The sequence below is a fragment of the Virgibacillus sp. Bac332 genome, from assembly GCF_003667785.1.
Classification (GTDB): Bacteria; Bacillota; Bacilli; order Bacillales; family Amphibacillaceae; genus Virgibacillus; species Virgibacillus salarius.
In genome coordinates this window covers 2,102,904-2,123,410 of sequence record NZ_CP033046.1, presented here as the reverse complement: position 1 = coordinate 2,123,410, position 20,507 = coordinate 2,102,904, and the positions used below count along the sequence as shown (strand labels likewise).

Annotated in this window: 19 protein-coding genes, 1 pseudogene and 1 other annotated feature; of the genes and pseudogenes, 5 read left to right on the top strand and 15 right to left on the bottom strand. The window is 36.5% G+C overall.

Going from position 1 to position 20,507, the window contains the following annotated elements:
* Nucleotides 1-24: 24 nt before the first annotated feature.
* Nucleotides 25-1,485 (bottom strand): LuxR C-terminal-related transcriptional regulator, encoded by a 1,461-nt coding sequence (locus tag D9782_RS10185; protein WP_162986372.1) that lies wholly within the window; start codon nucleotides 1,483-1,485, stop codon nucleotides 25-27.
* A gap of 405 nt (nucleotides 1,486-1,890) precedes the next feature.
* On the opposite strand from D9782_RS10185, the gene D9782_RS10180 reads away from it, so the two are divergent.
* Both D9782_RS10180 and D9782_RS10175 read left to right on the top strand, forming a co-directional pair.
* Nucleotides 1,891-2,643 carry an SDR family NAD(P)-dependent oxidoreductase gene (locus D9782_RS10180; protein WP_121604700.1) on the top strand — a complete coding sequence of 251 codons (753 nt, stop codon included), beginning with the start codon at nucleotides 1,891-1,893 and terminating at the stop codon, nucleotides 2,641-2,643.
* Nucleotides 2,644-2,657: 14 nt separating this feature from the next.
* Nucleotides 2,658-3,401 (top strand): SDR family NAD(P)-dependent oxidoreductase, encoded by a 744-nt coding sequence (locus D9782_RS10175; RefSeq protein WP_026681734.1) that lies wholly within the window; start codon nucleotides 2,658-2,660, stop codon nucleotides 3,399-3,401.
* A 283-nt stretch (nucleotides 3,402-3,684) separates the two neighbouring features.
* On the opposite strand, the gene D9782_RS10170 is transcribed toward D9782_RS10175, so the two are convergent.
* The 6 genes and pseudogenes from D9782_RS10170 to D9782_RS10145 all read right to left on the bottom strand — a co-directional run bounded on the left by D9782_RS10170 (nucleotide 3,685) and on the right by D9782_RS10145 (nucleotide 9,910).
* Nucleotides 3,685-4,080: a hypothetical protein gene (locus D9782_RS10170; protein ID WP_121604699.1), complete on the bottom strand. Its 396-nt coding sequence runs from the start codon at nucleotides 4,078-4,080 to the stop codon at nucleotides 3,685-3,687.
* A 133-nt stretch (nucleotides 4,081-4,213) separates the two neighbouring features.
* Nucleotides 4,214-5,248 (bottom strand): S66 family peptidase, encoded by a 1,035-nt coding sequence (locus tag D9782_RS10165; protein WP_121604698.1) that lies wholly within the window; start codon nucleotides 5,246-5,248, stop codon nucleotides 4,214-4,216.
* A 64-nt stretch (nucleotides 5,249-5,312) separates the two neighbouring features.
* Complete coding sequence (locus D9782_RS10160) at nucleotides 5,313-5,795, bottom strand: isochorismatase (RefSeq protein WP_240455837.1); 483 nt, start codon at nucleotides 5,793-5,795, stop codon at nucleotides 5,313-5,315.
* Between the two features lie 217 nt (nucleotides 5,796-6,012).
* Nucleotides 6,013-6,117, bottom strand: a pseudogene (locus tag D9782_RS10155) (IS200/IS605 family transposase); the annotation flags it as partial.
* A 953-nt stretch (nucleotides 6,118-7,070) separates the two neighbouring features.
* Nucleotides 7,071-8,759: an arginine--tRNA ligase gene (argS, locus tag D9782_RS10150; protein ID WP_121604696.1), complete on the bottom strand. Its 1,689-nt coding sequence runs from the start codon at nucleotides 8,757-8,759 to the stop codon at nucleotides 7,071-7,073.
* Between the two features lie 41 nt (nucleotides 8,760-8,800).
* Nucleotides 8,801-9,008, bottom strand: a binding site (T-box leader).
* A 443-nt stretch (nucleotides 9,009-9,451) separates the two neighbouring features.
* On the bottom strand, nucleotides 9,452-9,910 hold the full coding sequence (locus tag D9782_RS10145) for an Rrf2 family transcriptional regulator (RefSeq protein WP_026681739.1): 459 nt from the start codon (nucleotides 9,908-9,910) through the stop codon (nucleotides 9,452-9,454).
* Between the two features lie 197 nt (nucleotides 9,911-10,107).
* Here D9782_RS10145 and D9782_RS10140 point away from each other — a divergent pair, with 197 nt between their 5' ends.
* Both D9782_RS10140 and D9782_RS10135 read left to right on the top strand, forming a co-directional pair.
* Nucleotides 10,108-10,749, top strand: coding sequence for an NAD(P)-dependent oxidoreductase (locus D9782_RS10140; protein WP_121604695.1), 642 nt, complete (start codon nucleotides 10,108-10,110; stop codon nucleotides 10,747-10,749).
* 641 nt (nucleotides 10,750-11,390) lie between these two features.
* Nucleotides 11,391-11,615, top strand: coding sequence for an aspartyl-phosphate phosphatase Spo0E family protein (locus D9782_RS10135; protein WP_080668696.1), 225 nt, complete (start codon nucleotides 11,391-11,393; stop codon nucleotides 11,613-11,615).
* A gap of 8 nt (nucleotides 11,616-11,623) precedes the next feature.
* Here D9782_RS10135 and D9782_RS10130 read toward each other — a convergent pair whose 3' ends face one another.
* From D9782_RS10130 to mmgD, 8 genes are all read right to left on the bottom strand, one after another.
* On the bottom strand, nucleotides 11,624-11,896 hold the full coding sequence (locus D9782_RS10130) for a hypothetical protein (protein WP_121604694.1): 273 nt from the start codon (nucleotides 11,894-11,896) through the stop codon (nucleotides 11,624-11,626).
* A 473-nt stretch (nucleotides 11,897-12,369) separates the two neighbouring features.
* On the bottom strand, nucleotides 12,370-12,561 hold the full coding sequence (locus D9782_RS10125; protein WP_121604546.1) for a hypothetical protein: 192 nt from the start codon (nucleotides 12,559-12,561) through the stop codon (nucleotides 12,370-12,372).
* Between the two features lie 531 nt (nucleotides 12,562-13,092).
* Nucleotides 13,093-13,815 carry an amino acid ABC transporter ATP-binding protein gene (locus D9782_RS10120; RefSeq protein WP_121604693.1) on the bottom strand — a complete coding sequence of 241 codons (723 nt, stop codon included), beginning with the start codon at nucleotides 13,813-13,815 and terminating at the stop codon, nucleotides 13,093-13,095.
* Nucleotides 13,812-14,474 carry an amino acid ABC transporter permease gene (locus tag D9782_RS10115; protein WP_026679966.1) on the bottom strand — a complete coding sequence of 221 codons (663 nt, stop codon included), beginning with the start codon at nucleotides 14,472-14,474 and terminating at the stop codon, nucleotides 13,812-13,814. The genes D9782_RS10120 and D9782_RS10115 overlap by 4 nt, the downstream gene beginning before the upstream one ends.
* Before the next feature lie 82 nt (nucleotides 14,475-14,556).
* Nucleotides 14,557-15,372: a glutamine ABC transporter substrate-binding protein gene (locus D9782_RS10110; RefSeq protein ID WP_051388250.1), complete on the bottom strand. Its 816-nt coding sequence runs from the start codon at nucleotides 15,370-15,372 to the stop codon at nucleotides 14,557-14,559.
* A 545-nt stretch (nucleotides 15,373-15,917) separates the two neighbouring features.
* Nucleotides 15,918-16,820, bottom strand: a complete 903-nt coding sequence (prpB, locus tag D9782_RS10105; RefSeq protein WP_026679968.1) for a methylisocitrate lyase — start codon at nucleotides 16,818-16,820, stop codon at nucleotides 15,918-15,920.
* Between the two features lie 17 nt (nucleotides 16,821-16,837).
* Nucleotides 16,838-18,274 carry a 2-methylcitrate dehydratase gene (gene prpD / locus D9782_RS10100; RefSeq protein WP_121604692.1) on the bottom strand — a complete coding sequence of 479 codons (1,437 nt, stop codon included), beginning with the start codon at nucleotides 18,272-18,274 and terminating at the stop codon, nucleotides 16,838-16,840.
* 50 nt (nucleotides 18,275-18,324) lie between these two features.
* The gene (gene mmgD / locus D9782_RS10095; protein ID WP_121604691.1) at nucleotides 18,325-19,431 is read right to left on the bottom strand and encodes a citrate synthase; all 1,107 of its coding nucleotides are present in this window, start codon (nucleotides 19,429-19,431) and stop codon (nucleotides 18,325-18,327) included.
* 163 nt (nucleotides 19,432-19,594) lie between these two features.
* Between mmgD and D9782_RS10090 the strand changes: the two genes are divergently transcribed.
* Nucleotides 19,595-20,464, top strand: coding sequence for a LysR family transcriptional regulator (locus tag D9782_RS10090; protein ID WP_026679971.1), 870 nt, complete (start codon nucleotides 19,595-19,597; stop codon nucleotides 20,462-20,464).
* Nucleotides 20,465-20,507: the final 43 nt, after the last annotated feature.

Here is a 20,507-nt window from a genome sequence, read left to right as displayed (position 1 = left end):
CCCTAAATCATATTATTCCTTGTATTATTTTAAGAGACCTAGACGGAAGCCAGTTGAAACAACTTGGGTGCGATTCCTTGCCTTTAGTTTCCCCATAAGACTACTGACATAGTCTCTAACTGTGTGTTCACTAAGATGTAAGTTTTCCCCCATTTGTCTATTGTCATAGCCCTCAGCTAATAGGGTTAAAATGTTTAATTCACGTTTTGTTAGTTGAATGCCGTAAAGTGGATGTACCTGGCCCTCGTGCTTTTGAATAAAATGCCCAATTCGCTTTCCTATTTCTTCAAGTAGCTCAAGCTCATCTTTAGCTACTTCAAATTCTTTTCCCATCTGATCGAGGGTAATCCAGCCTAACATTTCATGCTCGTAGTACACTGGCACAATAATTAAAGATGAAAGCTCAAACAGTTCAATGGTTTCTTTATTAATGGAAAGAGCAGGGTCTTTAATAAACATTGGTTTCTTGGTAATACGTATCTGATCAAATAGTTGATTCGGATAAAGTGGGCCTTTAAATCCTTGAACCTTTGATAATTCTGAACCGACTATCCCCTTAAATTCTTTAGACCAAGGGATATAGGCATATAATACACATCGATTATAGTGTAGTAATTCTTCACATTGCTTCATGATATAAGCGAGATCATCTACACCTACACAATCTAATAAAATCGTATTAAATCTATCTAATGTAAGTAATTTTTTCGTAATTGCTTTCTCCTGTCGATCATACTTTGTAATCAAATTACTTATTTGGGAAATATAATTAGCAATTGACGATTGTTCTTGAATAGTGAGCCCGAGTGACCCTTTTATATACAATGCTCCATCAGCTAATGGAAAGCACGGCAATTGATCGAGAAAACCTGGGCTTAATGATGTTTGAAAAGCGTCTGGTACAAAATGAAGACTACCATCAACTTCAGACCGCTTCCAGCTGCTCACAATCGGTGAAACGGCTTGTTGATTTTGTAGTAAATATAGTTCACCAATAGGATAACTTGCTAAATAAGATGTTATTAATATTTGAAAATCATGTGGGATTAGGCCACGTCTATCACGACTACGGTTGTTTGCAGAGGCATATATTTGAAATAACTTAGAAAAGGTTGATGATAAGAATAATATTCCCGATAATAACTGTTCATCTTTCGTTTCATCGTATAAATTTACAAATGCCTTCTCCAAAATGAAATAAAATGCATGTAGCCGTTTTACAGATAATACAGAAATATGACGTTGTATCCAGATGCTTAATAATTGATGAAACGCCAGTTTTGTTTTTAATTGATCGGAACCTGTAATTGTTTCAAAGAAAGAATTTGCAAGTATTCCTATTACTTCTTGTTCGTAATTGGTAAGTAATGAATCTAATTGAAGATGAATGTTCATATTCCCCTGCAATTGTTGCTTATGTGTCCTGATAAATCGTTTAAAATCCTCATTGGATATTTCTGGAATGAAATGAGCATGCTGTGTCAATTCTATTCTAACCCCCTTTATACCAAAACTTCCTATATTTGAACGGTATTTTATGACTATTTTCCCTCTATTCATAGGATATTCCTTTTTTCATATGCCATATACAATTTATATAACGTACGTATACCATTTTCGATAAATACGCATGAACACCAGTCGATTATCTATACTAAGAAAAGAATTACGAGAAATAGTCACAAAACTTGAATGCCGTAATACATCATCATGGAGTTACGGAATCACCATTATTATAAGAAAAATAATTTAGAAAGTACAAATTTTAAACTAATCATCCTATAGTTTTATTTGTATCCCTTCTTAAGGAGGTGTCTTTAGATAACTAGTAATGTATACATTACTAACAATAATAAAACCCTATTCATATAACTAGAAAGGACGATCGTGATGAAGCTAGAGAATAAAGTAGCCATCATTACAGGAGGAGGAACTGGAATTGGTAAGAAGACAGCCCTATTGTTTGCTAACGAAGGGGCGAAATTAGTCATCACAGATATTAACGAAGAATCTGGTAGAAAAACAGTAGACGAAATAAAAGCGTTAGGTTCGGAAGGGATTTTCATTAAGCATGATGTAAGTAATGAAGAGGATTGGAAGCAAGTAATTAATGAAACTATAAACCATTTCAGCACAATTGATGTGTTATTTAATAATGCTGGCATCTATATTATTAAACCACTTGTAGAAACTGAATTAGAAGAATGGAACCGTCTTATGTCGATTAACGTTACTGGTGTATTCTTGGGTATGAAACATGCTGTTCCAGTAATGGCAAAACAAAAAAGTGGGTCTGTCATTAATGCTTCCTCTGTAGCAGGGCTTAACGGTGCGCCAGGCCATGTTCTATATGGAGCTAGCAAAGGTGCTGTACGTATAATGACGAAGGATATTGCTATGGAGTATGCAAATACTGGAGTGCGCGTAAATTCTATCCATCCCGGTTATATTGAGACAGCAATGGCTAACTATGCAACTGAACAAACTGGTCATTCCAAAGAAGAATTAGACAAAACCTATCCACTTGGAAGAATGGGAAAGCCTGAAGAAGTAGCTAAAATGGTGCTATTTCTTGCTTCAGATGATGCTTCCTTCTCAACAGGAGCTGAGTTTGTAATTGATGGTGGAGCAACAGTAAACTAAAAGGAGTTTTTCAAATGAAATTAGCAGAAAAAATAGCAATTATTACTGGTGGCGCTAGCGGTATTGGAGAAGCAACTGTGCGATTATTTGTACAGGAAGGTGCTAAAGTAGCAATAGCGGACTTTTCAGACCATGGTCAAGAAATCTCGGATGAGCTGAATCAAAAAGGATATGAAACCATCTTTATAAAAACCGATGTTTCCAACGAGGAACATACAAAAAATATGATTAATCAAACGGTACGACATTTTGGCAGAGTGGACATTATGTTTGCAAATGCTGGAATTGCGAATGACGCAAATATCCATGAGCTATCCTACGATAAGTGGAAAAAAACAATTGATATTAATTTATCAGGCGTTTATCTTTCCGATAAATACGCCATTGAGCAAATGCGGCAGCAGGAGGATGGTGGAGTTATTGTAAATAGCGGGTCCATTCACAGCTTCGTAGGGAAGGATAGTGTAACCGCCTATTCCGCAGCAAAAGGTGGTGTAAAACTACTTACCCAAACATTAGGTATTGCTTACGCCAAAGAAGGCATACGTGTTAATGCTATTTGCCCAGGGTACATTGATACTCCATTAATCGCCAAATCTTCGCCAGAAGTAAAGGACCATCTTGTTAGTCTCCATCCAATGGGAAGACTGGGTAAAGCAGAAGAAGTTGCTAAATCCGTGTTGTTTTTAGCAAGTGACGATGCCTCATTTATTGCTGGAACAACTCTATTAGTAGACGGTGGCTATACTGCGCAATAAGCTAAAAATAAACATAAAGCGTAATGTTAACAATGCTTTAGTAGAATATTCATAGAAACGACCTGTCCCAATAACTGCTTTAAAAGCACAACTAGCTATGTCAGACTTCCATATGAGTTTCACACGCCAATTATAGTATGGATTAGTCTAAGGGCCAGTGCCGTTTCTATTTTACATACTAGTTACTACCAGTCCAGCAATGACGAGTCTTTTAGTGGGCAATTTCTAAATCTGTTAACGAAAAATGAAACATACGCTCAAAATTTTCTTCATTATTTACAGATTATCCAGATCCATTGAGCGAATAAGTAATATCTGTCACTTTATGATGATTATCATATGGAACCCAGCCAAATCTTAGATGATGCTCGAAAATAAATCTATTAAATGTATTCGTCGCTTTAGTCGCTTCGAATGTTTTTATTTCCTCAATCATGCTTTTCCAATCATTTGGCAATTTACGTATACCATAAGAAGACGTATCAAGCGATATTTTATCCTTCATCTGTATGGCTGGATGATAATTAGTTCCAGAATAGCCTCGTTTTTTCTTCAGAAAAAAATCCAATGCTGCCACTTGGTCACGAGGATCTAAATTCCATACAAAATAATACGTTTCGGGATTATTCTCCTCTATTTTTAACACACGTGGTCGGAGATTAATCTTAACCCAATTCAATTTCCATTGATTTCTTTTCCATTCCCAGTAACTTCCTGAATACGTTTGATTTTCTGTAATAAATGGGACGAAGAAATGCCGTTCATCAATTTTTATTACATCTTGAACTTGTTTTACGTTACTCTTAAAGATGCTATTTCACACCACTTTCCAGAATGGTGAATATTTGACGATCACAATTAATTTCAGCCATCGCCCCATATGGTAGAACGATTTTGGGTTCCGTATGACCAAAATTCAAGTTATAAAGGATAGGTAAATCTTCTAATTGATACTCTTGCATGACTAACTGAATAACTTCTTTATATTCTGCAAAATAAGCTTCATCTTTTGGTTTCCCAAAAACGATTCCGTTAGCAGCCTGCAAAATACCCTGTGCCGCATAGTTGCGTAACCAAGATTTCAAGAGATCTGGGGATGACTTGACCTCAGAAGTTTCGAAGAATATAATACTATCTTCCCAGTCCTTCTTAGCAGGCCAGAGCTCTGTTCCTTTTGCAATCTCCAAAACTTCTATACACCCTCCAATTAATCTACCAGACACCACTTCAGAGCCTTGAAGCAATTCATATCCATTATTATGTTGCATTGTTCTTTGTATCTGATTATTGGATTCAACTGCCCAATCTAAATATTCACTCGTCCATGCTTTAGCTGGCTTAATTTCACCTATAGGCTCTCGTGAAAATAACGTTTGTTTAATAGATTCAACAGTATACGCGTGCATTTCTACATTTTCGGCAAAATCAGTTAAAATCGCTGGACCATAGAATGATGTTATTCCTGCTTTATAACAGAACAAATGTGGGATTGTAACATCTGAATATCCTAGTAAAATCTTTGGATTATTTTTCATTACGTCAAAATCAATAAAGGGAAGCAATCGAATACTATCATCTCCACCAATGTTGGCAATAATTGCTTTAATTGACTTATCCTTAAATGCTGTCATTATATCATTAGCACGGGCTTGGGGATTTTTATATACATAATCTGAACCTTTTAGGCTATTAGGCATAGCCACCACTTCTAAACCAAATACATCTTCCAAACGTTTGACTCCCTGCTCATAACGGCGTCTTAATTCTGGATCACCAGCACCTCCCCAACTCGGACTTATAGTAGCAATACGATCTCCCTTTTTTAACATTTCTGGCTTTTTTAACATAAAACCACCACCCTGACTTTTCTGAGAGAGTTACCTTTCGTATGTATTGCTGCACGAGACTTTTTTATATATCAACATTTAATTGCTTCTGTAAATATTCCTCCACACTAGGTTGACCTGATGGATGATTCAGAACCGTATCCACCCAGCTATCCCTCTCAAAGCTCATTAGCTTAAGATCCCAACAGCATGCAATTAAGCTTGTATTAGTATATTCTTTAAACATATTTGGCTCCTCCTTGGTAGATATGTATACATGATGTTGAAGCTCATTTTCATTTGACCACCAATCGACAAATATAAAATTAGCATCCTTGCCATCGTGAACGCCGACAAAACCAGCTCCATACCGATTTTCAGTAATTGCAGGAACAGGCAAGCTTTGCTGTGCTATTTCTTTAGCCTTGCTAATTAAGTCATGACTCGGGAGATCATTTTTATAGGAAATGCCATACATTTTAATTTTCCAATCGTTGATCTCCCATAATTCTAGAAAACGAATTGGCCTTTTTTGATAACTTTCCGATAGTTCGATCAATAACCTCATTCCTTTCCTTATATAAATAACAGAACGATGCTTCTACACAATCTCTAATCCCTAAAATAATTTTGTGTAAATTAGTATTTTTCTGATTTTATTACATGTAAGATAGCTTGTTCATCTTCATTATAACATTTTAATAATTTCAATATTAGTCTGTATTTTCTTTTAATCTTCTATATAATTCAATACACAGGAAGGTGAGATAAATGATCGATGATCGAATTTCTACATCTTTCATTTCACATAATCTTCGTAAAATTGGACTTATATCTCTTCGTAACTTTCCGTATATAACTTTTTGTCTATACTTTAGAATAAACACGATACGGTACTTACCATTTCACATTGTGTTGTGATAAATAATGTTACTCAACAAGAGTTGATCTCCTCTCGTTAGCGACCATTTTCTATTATAACCTTTGGAGATTTTTCTTTTACAACCCTACAAAGTTCATTTTTACTCAGGCAGAGCCTTTGGATTTTAAAGAAGTAATAAAAAAAGGCTGGGACAAAACACAACGTCTTTACTCAAAATGAATAATCATATTATCAATAGGAGTATTATCGCCGCACCGTGAAACTATACTCGCTTTCCGTGGGTACGGCCTCAGTCAGCTAACTTGGTAAAGAAAAACACGTTACCAAGTGGATCTTTGGACTCGTGCTGTTCCTGCCGGAGTCTCGCCTATTTCAGGTACTAAATTAATTATTCCAATTTAAACTTACCGTTCGTTTTTTATTGTTTCTTCATTCTTTTGTCTTAGCCTCTTTACCCGCGACACCACTTTCGAATCCTTTACTTAAAAACGCCTTCAGTTAAATATTTTTCATAACCTGCTCATTTGAAGTATATGCGTAAACAGCTTGCCAGTCTTCCTGTCAAAAAACACGGATTAATAACCGTTCTGTTTGGATATATAGTGAAACTTCAATCAGTTGGGGGTTTTGTTTATCCCCCACTGATTGTAAGTATCGCAAGGGTATGAGCTAAAGGCCGCCTTTGAACCAATCGGACATTTACTGACATCCGATCCCCCTCTTATGCATATATTGGTTTCTCTTTATTGCTTGAAGAGGGGATCTTACTGCCAATGATATGTGGGATAAAAATCCAGAATTTAGAGAAATGGTCCGTATCGGCAAATCATTGGGTATACACGTAGACTGCAGGAAAATACTCGATAGGCTCCGATATGTGATACTTACCATTACCAGACTATAACTCTCAGAACCCTCGGCATAGCAAACTGTTTTCTAAACCATTAATAATGGAAGAAGTCACATCTGTTCTGGTGCTTTTATTCCCAATAGGCGCAATCCTTCTTTAATTACGACCGCAGTACAGTGGACAAGTGCAATTCTCTGCTCTTGTTGTTCATCTTCAGTTAATATTTGTTGATTAGCATAATATTTGTTGAATTCTCTACAAAGGTCTAATAAATAACTTGCTAATATAGATGGCTTTCCTTGATCAAGACAATGTTGAATATTAAATGGAAAATTATATAACTGTTTGATTACCGACCAGCTATTTTCTTCCTCTAACCCTATAATATTTCCCGCCATAACTTTTTCACTCTTACGTAATATTGAGCATGCTCGTGCATGTGTATACTGAATGTATGGCCCTGTTGCTCCTTCAAACCGAAGCATTTCTTCAAGAGAAAACTCTACATTATGTTGTCGATCTGTTTTCAAATCATGAAATATAACAGCACCGATACCAACATCTTTGGCAATTTCTGATTGGTTCTCTAGGTTGGGATTTCTATCTTTTATTTTTTCTGCTGCTAACATCACTGCTTCTTCCAACACTTTCTCTAATAAAACCACTTTTCCTTTTCTAGTAGACATTTTCTTACCATCTTTTAGAATAAATCCAAAAGGTAAATGTTGCATATTCCCTGCCCAATTTAATCCTAGTTTCTTAAGTACTAGGAACACTTGTTGAAAATGCAAGCTTTGTTCGTGTCCTACGACATAAATAGATTTTGCAAATTGATACTTGTTATAACGATAAATTGCAGCAGTTAAGTCTCTCGTAGCATAAAGTGTTGCACCATCTGATTTTTTGATAAGACAGGGTGGCAAATCATGTTCATCAAGACGAACAACATCTGCTCCATCGGACTTAGTTAACAAACCTTTAGACTTTAATATATTTACTGTTTCATCCATTTTATCATTATAAAATGCTTCTCCATCATAGGAATCAAAGTATACGTCAAGCAAGTCATATATCTTTTTAAATTCTTTTAATGATTCTTCCTTAAACCAATTCCATAACTTTGTTGCTTTAACATCCCTTTTTTCCAATTTTAAAAACCACTTTCTTGCTTCAGTCTCTAAGGATTGATCGTTATTAGCTTCTTTATGAAAATTCACATAAAGATTTAGTAACTCCTGAATTGGATTTACCTCAATTTGCTCATCATCTCCCCAGTAATAATAAGCAGCAATTAGTTTTCCAAATTGCGTACCCCAGTCACCAAGATGATTAATTCTTACCGGGTTATAACCACATTTTTCTAAAATGTTTGCATAGGAATTACCTATCACGGTTGAGCGCAAATGTCCCATAGAAAAAGGCTTTGCAATATTTGGAGAAGAAAAATCAATTGTAATATTCTCGCCATTACCTATTTTTAATGATCCAAATCTACTTCCTTGCTGTAATATAGTATTCATTACATTTTTACTAACTACCGTTTTATTTAGGAAGCAATTGAGATAAGGTCCATTTGCAACCACTTGTTCAAAAAGCGGATGTTTCATTTTAATAGCGATTTTTTTAGCAGTATTAGCGGGATTCTCTTTCACATGTTTGGCAAGAACGAAACATGGAAATGCTAAGTCGCCTTGCTTATTATATTTAGGGATTTCAATTTGCTTCTTTACGTCTAATAGGGTTAATAATTCATTAGAATGTTTCACAATTTCATTAGCAAACACTTGTTTTAATTCCATTTCTCTCTCTCCTTTTATCTAAATAAAAAATCTCGCCTCCATATAGAGACGAGATTTACCCGCGGTACCACCCTGATTATTCCTAAGAATCTGACTTTAATGTATAACGATCATTACCCGTCCATCCCTACTCATGTTCAAGATGGCTTCTCAGAAGTCCGGTTCATTACAACGTAACTATTAGGCTCGCACCATATCCTAACTCGCTTTAGTTACTATCATAATTACTCTCTTCTTCACAGAATTAATTATTATTTTCGTTATCATACCTAAATTACTGCTTACTGTCAATTTTGATTTGATGGTTTTTACCATTCTGTCTTCAAAAGTACATAATAATACTCATCTCACCATTCATCAACATGAGGGATACAAGCATTAAAGAATCTTACTCTTCGCATATCCAGCTTTTCCATCACTGTACATGACGTCATATTTTCTGGCTGATAGGTCGCGGTAATTCTTTATAATTTCAGCTTTTCAAATACGTAGTTCAGAACAGATCGTGCAGCTTGAGTGGCATAACCATGTTTATCCCCCACTTATTGTTCATGCCACAAGGATATGACCTAAAGAGACCTTTGAACAATCGGACATATAACTGGCAGGGGGCTTACTGCCAGTTATATATGGGAGACATTTTCTACGCCTCCTCGTTGCTATGTTCACCCTTAATGTAACCTGATTATTGGTTAGCACTCACGTTGATTTTGACCAGCAACGGATTCTTCCTGCTTTAAAATATCTGAAACTACATCCTGAATCGTAACATTTTCCAATGACTTTTCTAATGCACGCTGCGCGGATGAAAATAATGGCTCAATAGCCGTTTGAATATTTCTTCCAACAAGACAGGAAGGGTTTGGACTTTCATGTCTTCCAAATAAATCTTTTTCTTGGACTACATTAACCGCCTTGTATACATCAAGTAAGGTGATATCAGATAAATCCTTGGCTAGTTCGGCACCAGCCACACCTGGGCGAACGTTTACTAACTGAGCTTTCTTAAGCATACCTATAATTTTTCTTATAACGACGGGATTCGTATTCACACTTTTAGCTATATATTCAGATGTATTAACATCTTCCTGGTTAATTCCAAGTAGAGATAATATATGAATACCAACAGCAAAGCGACTACTAATAGACATAGTGTTTCATTCCTTTAATAGATATTTATTATAATTATATATGATCAAAGTTGTAATAAAAAGAGTTACAATCGTTAAACCTAATAGGAAAAATAATTAAAATAAGCTATTAACGCTTGACAACAATAAACTTGTAACTTATATTATTACATGTAACATAAATAGTTACAAATAATCATTCCTGGAGGTTGTTATAAATGAAGATTGGAATTATTGGTGCTAGCGGTAAATCCGGAAGCCTTATTTTAAAGGAGGCCGTAAAAAGAAACCACGATGTAACAGCAATCGTAAGAGATGCTAAAAAAGTATCGAATGATACAGTGAACGTAATCGAGAAAAATATTTTTGATATAAAAACGGAAGATATAAAGCCTTATGATGTCATAGTTAATGCATTTAATGCACCTCATGGTGAGGAGCACCAGCATATTGATGCTGGTAGAGTATTAATAAACGCACTAAAGCAAGCACCACATACACGATTAATAGTGGTTGGGGGAGCTGGAAGCTTATTTGCTGATGAAAATAAAAGTACGCTCTTATTAGATACCCCTGATTTTCCGAAAGCATACCTTCCTACTGCTTCAAATATGGGAGAAAACCTTAAAGAACTACAAAATACAGCGGGGATTCAATGGACCTATATTAGCCCTGCTGCCATCTTTGATCCAGAAGGTCAACGGACTGGTTCATACCGATTAGGGAAAGACACGCTGATGCTAAATAATAAAGGCGAAAGTTACATTAGCTATGCAGACTATGCCATTAGTGTAGTGGATGAAATCGAAAATCCTCAACATGAAAATGAGCGTTTTACAGTAGTAGGAGAAGCTAAATAAAGATAAACTCAATTACGATCGGAACGTGGAGCTGTTTTGTCCATCAATAAACAAAACAGCTCCATTTATATGTGGGATAAAAAGGGGGAACGTAAACAGTTGAAAAGATCTTATCTAAATCATGTCATCTATATATAAATCTAGAAGATGGTATAGAGGACATAAACTAAAAACTCTGTCCATTCTGATGGAGAACAATACACTTCGCTATCTCCGGTAATATACGTAGCCTCCTTTTAAAAAAGAACACTTTTTTCTGCGTACGATATTATCGCTGCCGAAGGTTACCTTATCCTATCATAAAAAGACATTGTTAAACCCAGATAGTGTCAACGCGAGGGGGCTTACCAGCCACTACAGAGAGCTTAGTTGTACGGACCATCATTTTTATTTTTTAAAAATATACTCTTACATTTAAAATATACTCCTATTATTTCTATATAAGGTATTTTATTGTAATTATGGTACATAATACCCTTTGTTTTCTTAACTATTTTTCATTTGCTGTGGGCCAAAATGCGTGTAAACACTGTCGAATTTCACAACCTTTTGACTTTCTTTGTTGAATCTATTGCATTTTATCACGGAAATAATCATACTTATTTTTGTGTGTTTGAGACTTACGCCCTAACAATTTGTTAATGATGAAAGGAAGATTTAAGAAGATGGAAATTATTGAATCAAAATCTACTAATTTAAGTAAGAGAATTGATAGTAAGAAAAGAGAGATGATTGAGCTTGGTTTAAAGTATGGATTAACAGATAGCAGAACCATCCGTTGCAGCCAACAGCTCGATTCCCTTTTAAATATGCAAACAAGCATGAAAAAATTATATCTTGTCGGGTTAGTTGTAGGAATGAACTGAATGACTTTTCATTCATTCCCTGTAGTATACATAGATCGAATCTTTTCTAAATCATCTAAAATCTGGTTAACATCCTCTTGTTTTAAATAGATTGGCATTTGATCATATAGCGTTAATACTTGACCAGTTTCATTATTGGTTTGATTCAAATAATCATGCAGCTTGTTCAATTGATATTCGGTGAGAACAGATTCCGTAGATAACTGTTTAAACTGCTTCCACTCAAATTCATTTGTTTCTAGATCTAAATCACCAGAAATAAGCTGACCAGTAAACTTCAAATTTATCAACTCCACTTAGATATTTCTTTTAGCTTATCCGATTCACATAAATATATGCTCTAGAGCTTGAGTTAAGCATTGCGTCCTATCTTGGTGTGATAAACTAAAGCTTCAATCAGTTGGGGGATTGTTATCCCCCACTTATCAATATTGATTTCACTTAATTGCTTGAAGTAGGGATATTACTACCAGTTATCTGTGAGATAGAGAGGATAGGACAAAACACAACTTCTTTACTCAAAATACGAATAATCATGTTATCAATAGGGGGATCATCGCCGCACCGTGAAAATATACGCGCTTTCAGCGGGCACGGTCTCAGCTAACTCGATAAATAAAAACACGTTACCAAGGGAGCTTCGGACTCGTGCTGTTCCTGCCGGAGTCAAATTATTTATTAATAAGAAAAACTGAGCAAAATTCGCTCAGTCCTTATCACTACATGCTCAGATTTACGCTTCCTCTAGTAGCTATTATGGAATCACTCCGGCTGCCCACTTCCCTTTCCGTGGGGTTTGTCCTTCAGCTAACTTTTTTAGCAAAACCCGCTCAAAAAAGTGGATCTTCAGGTCAAACATTTCCCACAGGAGTTGAAGTGGCCGGCCTTCGCTATTATCAGGCTCTACAACGCTAGCATGAAGTAACACAGCTGCTTTTATACTCACGGATAACGATTTTCACTTTACCCATTGTAAAAAAAGTCAACCTATTACTTATGACAAGAATTGTTGCACATTCTCATAGCGGAGACTAATTACGTAGACTCCTGCGGGATTAGCGCGAGCCGAAAATCCACTTTGCAACGTGTTCTTCTTTGCAAAGTTAGTTGAGGCCGTGCCCGCGGAAAGCGAAGTAATTAGTCGGAGCATTGCCAATACACATCAAACATTTCAAAATAACTACTTGGCTTAACGCAGTCATTGCACTGATTTTATACTTTCTTAACTTAGAACAAAAGCGCAAGCGCCTGATTAGAAACGGAGCGACTGGAGCGAGTCAACGAAGATAAAGGAATTACGGTGAGCTTGCGAGCCGATGATAATTTAGCTTAGGGCGATCTGTGAAGTCGCCTAGCTTCTGGGCGCTTGCGCTTGACGCGGCTTTACACGCTCATATTTATCTACATGGGATAATTTTATAATTTTTCCTAGACTACGAGAAAAACGTACTGAGTAATACTCAATACGTTTTTCATGCTACAATATTTTATTTAAAAATTCCTTCGTTCGATCAGATTGAGGATTGGTAAAGATTTGGTCTGGTTCTCCTTCTTCGACAATAACACCATCATCCATAAAGATAACACGATCACCAACTTCTCTAGCGAATCCCATTTCATGTGTTACGACGAACATCGTCATTCCTTCTTTGGCAAGTTGTTTCATAACTTCTAGTACTTCTCCCACCAATTCAGGGTCTAATGCAGAAGTTGGTTCGTCAAATAGCATCATTTTTGGCTCCATTGCTAGTGCCCGAGCAATCGCAACCCGCTGTTGCTGCCCACCAGATAACTGCTGTGGATATTGGTCAGCCTTATCAGCTAAACCAACCTTCTCTAATAGCTTCATTGCTCGATTCCTTGCTTCTTTTGTACTTAAATGCCGTACTTTACAAGGAGCAAGCATTAAGTTCTCAATAACTTTTTTATGAGGGAATAGATTAAATTGCTGGAAAACCATTCCTACTTCCGTACGTACCAGATTTATGTTTACCTTTGGGTCATTTAAGTGGTTACCATCAACGATAACGTCCCCTTTCGTTATTGACTCAAGCATATTTAGACAACGAAGGAAGGTGCTTTTTCCTGATCCACTTGGTCCAATTACACAGACGACCTCAGATGGTTGGATTTCACAATTGATCCCTTTTAATACTTTGTTTTTGCCAAAGCTTTTATGCAAATCTTTTACCTCAATCATTGAATATCTAGTCTCCTTTCAATGACTCTTAGAATAAAGGATAATGTAAGTGTAATAGCAAGATAAAATACAGCAACTGTAGTGTATATCTCTACGGCATTAAAATGATTCGCAGCGATCAGTCTCCCTTGAAAAATTAATTCTGGAACTAGAATGACGGATAGGAGCGACGTATCCTTTATACTAATAATAAATTGGTTTCCTAATGGTGGGATCATTCGTTTGAAAGCCTGAGGCCAGATAATATAACGCATTGTTTGACTATGATTTAAGCCGAGAGAACGTCCTGCCTCTGCCTGCCCTCTATCAATTGATTGCACAGCACCTCTGACAATTTCTGCAATATATGCACCTGAATTTAGGGCAATTACAATAATACCGGCAATGATAGATTCAATTTCAAATCCGATAATTAGTGGAAGCGCAAAATAAATCCAAATAGCCTGTACTAATACCGGCGTACCTCGAATGATTTCCACATATACAGTAGATATCCCCTTTATAACCTTATTATTAGCTATTCTACCTAGACCGAATACCCCACCCAATATAAAACCAATGGCTAAGCCAACAACAGAAATCAATAATGTATAATATAACCCTGTAACTAATTCCGGGAGAAAGTCGATTACTTGAAGCCAATTAAATTCAACTGCCACCTTCGTCTCACCTCACTGTCAGAGAAAAACTAAGACCTACAGCGAAGTATAAGCCTTAGTTTTTCTCTACTTCTTTGTTTAGTTATTCTGGCTTTTTACCGAACCATTTTTCATAAATTTCATCGTATTTCCCATTTTCCTTCAGCGTTGCAAGTGCATCATTAATCGCTGTAACTAACTCTCCCTGTCCTTTAGAAATAGCTATACCATAATCTTCTGCTTGGTAAAGATCACCTACAACCTTTAGGTTATCTCCCTTTGTCTTGATATAATAATTAACATTTGGTGCATCATATAAAATAGCATCCGCACTACCATTTTCTACCGCCAAATATGCTTGGTCTAACTGTTCAAATTGACTTGCCTTCGCATTTTTAATATTTTCATTAATATACGTAGCACTAGTAGAACCAAGTCTAGTTGCTATAGTTTTCCCCTCAAGGTCTTCCATACTTTTTATGGAATCATTATCACTGCTGACCCCAATTGCTAAACCTGACTGATAGTATGGATCACTAAAGTCAACCTTCTTTTTTCGGTCTTCCTTTATACTAATACCAGCGACTGCAATATCAAAGGAACCAGTTTGTAGACCAGGGATAATACCATCGAAATTGGTTGTTTCTAATTCTATTTCAAATCCAACTTCATCAGCAATTGCCTTAATTAGTTCAATATCAAAACCTACATATTCACCATCTTCCTTAAATTCAAATGGCACGAACGAAGTATCACTTGCTACTGTATATGTATCTTTTAAACCACTCTCATCAGCATTTTTAGAACTATCGCCTTCTTTTTCTGCATCTCCTTCAGAAGAGCCACAGGCTACTAATAAACTAATAATCCCTAGCATTACGAAAAGGATGCTAAGTTGCTTCAGTCTGCTACTATTCATGAATAATCCCCCTCAGTTAGTAAAAAATGACTGCCACTTGTTCATAGTATCAAAGATAAGATTTTTTAAAAAATTCTAAATTTAGGGATAACGTCGAAAGAAATCGCCTCATGTAACATCTCGTGATAATAGTCAGAAAATGCGTATGTATAGTAGAAATAGCTTGCAAATACTGCAATACATTAAAAAATTCATACCTACGTATATAAAGTAAAACTTCAATCAGTTAGTGGTTTGCTTATCCCATACTGATTGTTCGTACCACAAAGGTATGACCTAAAGGCCTTTGAACCAATCGGATATTTACTGGCAGTCCATTGACACTTACCCATATTGGCTTCATTTTATTGCTGAAAATGGGGGGATTACTGCCAGTTATATGTGGGATAAATCCCCTTAGTGTTTGTATGACGAGCTATCATTCTCTATTGCTTTATATAATTACAGAACCTATATTTACCCATATAAGCTATACAATATTTTAAAAATGAAAGGCTATCCAACGAGTAATTATTACACGTCAAATAGCCTTTTCTATTGTTTCATTATTCTCCTAATACAGTTTTAGCGATTTTCTTATCTAAATCTTCAAAGTCATGATATGAAATGGTTTCATATAATTCCTTTCTTGTTTGCATGTCGTTCACACCATCTTTTTGTGTTCCTTCTTCTTTAATTAATTGAAAGATACGTTCATATGCCTTTGCTGCCACCCTTAAAGAAGTAACTGGATATATCACCATCTTAAAGCCCATACGCTGAAACTCATCAGCTGTTATATAAGGCGTTTTCCCAAACTCGGTCATATTCGCTAATAAAGGTACACTTATTCTTTCAGCAAACAAGCGGAATTCTTCATCTGTTTGTAGTGCCTCAGGGAAAATCGCATCTGCACCTGCATGAATATAAGCCTCTGCTCTTTCAATTGCTGCATCCAATCCTTCATTTGCTCGCGCATCTGTCCTTGCAACAATTACTAAAGATGGTGCTACCTTTTTAATCGCTTGTATTTTCTGTTCCATTTCTTCCTTGGTTACTAGCTGTTTTCCATTTAAATGACCACACTTTTTGGGTAACTGTTGATCTTCAATTTGAACTGCAGCTACATTTGCCTCAAACATTTCTTGTGCAGTTCGCGCAACATTCAACACACCACCAAATCCTGTATCAATATCAACGAGTACAGGTAAATTCGTAGCACGGATGAGGTCTCGTGCCCTATCCGCTATCTCTGTGGAAGTAACCATACCAAGATCAGGTAATCCTTTACTTGCTGTATATGCTCCTCCTGATAAGTATAAGGCAGAGAAGCCAGCATCTTTAGCAACAAGTGCTGCCATTGCATCATGTGCTCCAGGAATTTGTAAAATCGATTCTGCTTGCATCAATTCCTTGAATTGATTAGCAAGTTCTATCTGTGTTTTTGGTTGATCGACAATCCATGCCATACGTGATGTCCTCCTTCTTACTTCACCAATAATTCCATAAATTCATTAACATTCATGGCAGTAAGCTTTTTATAATCATAGCTCACAGCTTCAATCTGCTTTAATTGCTTGCTAGCATATTGTGTTGCCATGTTTTGGGCATATTTTTCGAGAATCTTTGGCACCGCTTCTTCTCTACGGAAACGATGTCCTAATGGGTATTCACAATCCACTTGTTCTGTCGAAGTTCCATCCTTAAAATGTACTTGAACAGCATTTGCTATGGATCGCTTGTTAGGATCTAAATAATCTTTAGTATAATTTTCGTTCTCGGAAACTACCATTTTTTCACGTAACATATCTACTCGAGGATCAGCTGCAACGTCATCTTCATAGTCTTCTGCAACAATATTCCCTTTTAATAAACCGATGGCAGTTATATATTGAAGGCAATGGTCACGGTCAGCCGGGTTGTTTAAAGGACCTTTTTTGTCAATTATACGAATTGCAGATTCATGGGTCGTAATAGTAATGTGATCAATCTCGTCGATGCGCCCCTTCACTTCTGGATGTAGCTTTACAGCTGCTTCAGCCGCCGTTTGGGCATGAAATTCAGCGGGATACGATACTTTAAATAATACATTTTCCATCACATAGCTATCGAATGGTTGTTTAACAGTTAGCTCTTGCTTATTAAACAGCACATCTTGAAAGCCCCAACCAGGAGCACTGAGAGCAGTCTTATATCCCATTTCTCCCTTTACAGCCATCATTGCTAGACGAACTGCTCGACTGGTTGCATCCCCTGCAGCCCAAGATTTCCGAGAACCAGTATTTGGCGCATGGCGATAAGTACGTAAGCTTGAATTGTCAATCCATGCATTAGATAATGCATTAATGATCTCTTCACGATTTCCACCAAGCATCTTCGTGACAACCGCTGTTGTGGCAATCTTTACAAACATTACGTGGTCAAGTCCAACGCGGTTCAAGCTGTTTTCTAATGCCAGTACGCCTTGAATTTCATGAGCTTTAATCATTGCTTCCAATACATCATGAACGTTTAATGGTTCCTGTCCTTTAGCTAGTCGCTCTTGACTTACAAAGTCTGCAACTGCAAGTATTCCACCTAAGTTGTCAGAAGGATGCCCCCATTCTGCTGCTAACCATGTATCATTATAATCTAACCAACGAATGATCGCTCCAATATTGAATGCGCCTTGAACCGGATCAAGGACATGAGAGGTTCCTGGTACCCTTGTGCCATTTGGAACAACTGTTCCAGGTACGATAGGTCCTAAATGCTTGGTGCATTCTGGGTAGTTTAACGCAAGGATCCCACAACCAATCGTATCAATGAATACATAATGAGCGGTTGAATAAGCTTCCTCGCTCGTAATCTCTTTATTTAATACATATTCAGCAATTTCCTCTAAAAGTGCATCCGTTTTCTTCTGTTCATCAACTTTCAACATAAATTTTCTCCCTTTCTCTCACTGATAGCTAGTATTAATCGATAACCTTCTTAATAACTTTCTCCAATATAATTTACACGAGGACGGAATAAACGATTATTATTATGCTGTTCAATAACATGTGCAGCTAAGCCAGCCGTCCGCGCACTAAAGAAAATCGGAGTATATAACCCTATAGGTATTCCTAACATCCAATACACTGGGGCAGCATAGTAATCCAAATTAGGGTATAGCCCTTTTTCTTCTCGCATTACCTTCTCACCAGCTTCACACATTTCAAGTAGCAATGAATCCCCTTTTTTATCGCATAACTGTTTTAGAGATTCCTTCATTACTAATGCTCTTGGGTCCATTTTTTTCATATATACTCGATGTCCAAATCCCATAATCTTTTCTTTTTTCATCAGCTTTTTCTGTAGTAGTTCTTCGAATTCTCCAACAGACTTTGCCTCATTTAACATGTACATAACTGCTTCATTTGCCCCTCCGTGAAGATTTCCCTTCAAAGAAGCAACGCCACCAGTCAATGCACCATATAAATCAGAATTTGTTGAGGCTATAACCCTTGCAGTAAATGTTGAATTAGGCATTTCATGCTCACTATATAATAGAAGCGAGCGATCAAAAATCTCTGCCTCCCAAGCTTCTGGTTCTTCCCCTGTAATCATATACAAGAAGTTAGCACTATACGAAAGCTCTTGGTTCGGCTGAACTGCTTCTTGGCCATGGATTAGCCGGTAACTATTTACAGTAATCGCAGGAAGATTACCTAATAACGCATATGCCCTACGCTTATTTGCTTCTAGGGACCGATTTTCTATATCCTCATCATACCCAGAAAGCGCTGACAAACCTGTCCGTAATCCATCCATTGGATGTGTTTGTTTTGGTAATAAAGCTAATAGCTTCATCACATCAGTCGGTATATCGTAATTCGTTGTTAATTCCTTTTCCAATACTAACTTCTCTGTTGAATCGGGAAGCGTACCATTAAGCAGGAGATGCACAATATCAATGTAATCATTACTCTTAGATAGTTCTATCAGTTCATGGCCACGAATAATTATTTTTTCCTGTTCTGTATCAAGGAAGGAAATAGCAGTTTCTGAAGCTATTACCCCATCTAAACCCGGAACATACTTTTCTTTCGTACTCATATACATCCTCCTTTAAGATAATTCATTGTTTAATAGTTCAGTAATTTCATTATATTCTATAGTTCTATTATAAAATTGAAATGAAAATTAGAAAAATATATAATTTTAATTATTAGCCATAATTTTTTTCTATATCAAGCATAAAATTAGGAGAGATTCTGAAATGAAAATACAGGATTGGGAAATGCTTGCAACCTTATATGCTACAGAAAATATTACTCAAGCGGCACATCGCCTGTTCTTATCACAGCCTACGCTAACATCTCGATTAAAAAAACTCGAAAACTATTATGGTGTGCAACTAATTATTCGAAAGCAAAGAGGAATCACCTTTACACCTGAAGGGGAGCAATTAGCACAGCATGCCAAGAAAATGCTTTATGAACAGCGAAAAATTGAAGAGCGGCTACATAATATGAAGGAACAAGTAGCTGGTACGATTAGAGTTGGCGTTTCTAACTTTTTTGCTTTAAATAAAATGCCAAAATTACTACGATTATTTAAGCAAAGCTATCCGAATGTTGAATTTCAAGTAGTCACTGGCTGGAGTAGCGAAATGCATCGGCTGATCCTCAATAATGATGTCCACATTGGTTTTATCAAAGGTGATTATGTGTGGAACGAAAACAAAGACCTGCTTTATGAGGAAGAAATTTGTATTGCCTCACCATGGGATTTTACATGGAAAGATCTCCCTGATTTACCACGAATTGACTATTATACAGATGAAAAAATGAGAAGCATTGTAGATCAATGGTGGTATAGCAATTACAAACAAACGCCAAATATAAATATTCAAGTTAGTCAAGTCGAAACATGTAAAGAAATGATTATTAATGGATTAGGCTATGCGATTTTAGCTAATTTAGTTGTCCGCCCCTACCCAGAACTAATTATCAAACCGTTACAGCATCCTTCAGGTAAAGCAATCACTCGAAAAACATGGATGTATTATCATGAGGATACATTACAGTTGAACATCGTTCATGCCTTTGTTCGTTTTATTCAAACACTGGATGTAAAAGCATTATAAGTCAGATAAGCTATCAAACATCGTAGCTAAAAAGCATTTGAAT

Excerpts from the sequence above, each read along its gene's own strand:
- mmgD (WP_121604691.1), bottom strand. The coding sequence starts at position 19,431 with ATGAGTACGAAAGAAAAGTATGTTCCGGGTTTAGATGGGGTAATAGCT.
- D9782_RS10110 (WP_051388250.1), bottom strand. The coding sequence starts at position 15,372 with ATGAATAGTAGCAGACTGAAGCAACTTAGCATCCTTTTCGTAATGCTA.
- prpB (WP_026679968.1), bottom strand. The coding sequence starts at position 16,820 with ATGGCATGGATTGTCGATCAACCAAAAACACAGATAGAACTTGCTAAT.
- D9782_RS10180 (WP_121604700.1), top strand. The coding sequence starts at position 1,891 with ATGAAGCTAGAGAATAAAGTAGCCATCATTACAGGAGGAGGAACTGGA.
- D9782_RS10135 (WP_080668696.1), top strand. The coding sequence starts at position 11,391 with ATGATGAAAGGAAGATTTAAGAAGATGGAAATTATTGAATCAAAATCT.
- D9782_RS10140 (WP_121604695.1), top strand. The coding sequence starts at position 10,108 with ATGAAGATTGGAATTATTGGTGCTAGCGGTAAATCCGGAAGCCTTATT.
- D9782_RS10090 (WP_026679971.1), top strand. The coding sequence starts at position 19,595 with ATGAAAATACAGGATTGGGAAATGCTTGCAACCTTATATGCTACAGAA.
- argS (WP_121604696.1), bottom strand. The coding sequence starts at position 8,759 with ATGGAATTAAAACAAGTGTTTGCTAATGAAATTGTGAAACATTCTAAT.
- D9782_RS10165 (WP_121604698.1), bottom strand. The coding sequence starts at position 5,248 with ATGTTAAAAAAGCCAGAAATGTTAAAAAAGGGAGATCGTATTGCTACT.
- prpD (WP_121604692.1), bottom strand. The coding sequence starts at position 18,274 with ATGTTGAAAGTTGATGAACAGAAGAAAACGGATGCACTTTTAGAGGAA.
- D9782_RS10160 (WP_240455837.1), bottom strand. The coding sequence starts at position 5,795 with ATGAGGTTATTGATCGAACTATCGGAAAGTTATCAAAAAAGGCCAATT.
- D9782_RS10120 (WP_121604693.1), bottom strand. The coding sequence starts at position 13,815 with ATGATTGAGGTAAAAGATTTGCATAAAAGCTTTGGCAAAAACAAAGTA.
- D9782_RS10175 (WP_026681734.1), top strand. The coding sequence starts at position 2,658 with ATGAAATTAGCAGAAAAAATAGCAATTATTACTGGTGGCGCTAGCGGT.
- D9782_RS10145 (WP_026681739.1), bottom strand. The coding sequence starts at position 9,910 with ATGTCTATTAGTAGTCGCTTTGCTGTTGGTATTCATATATTATCTCTA.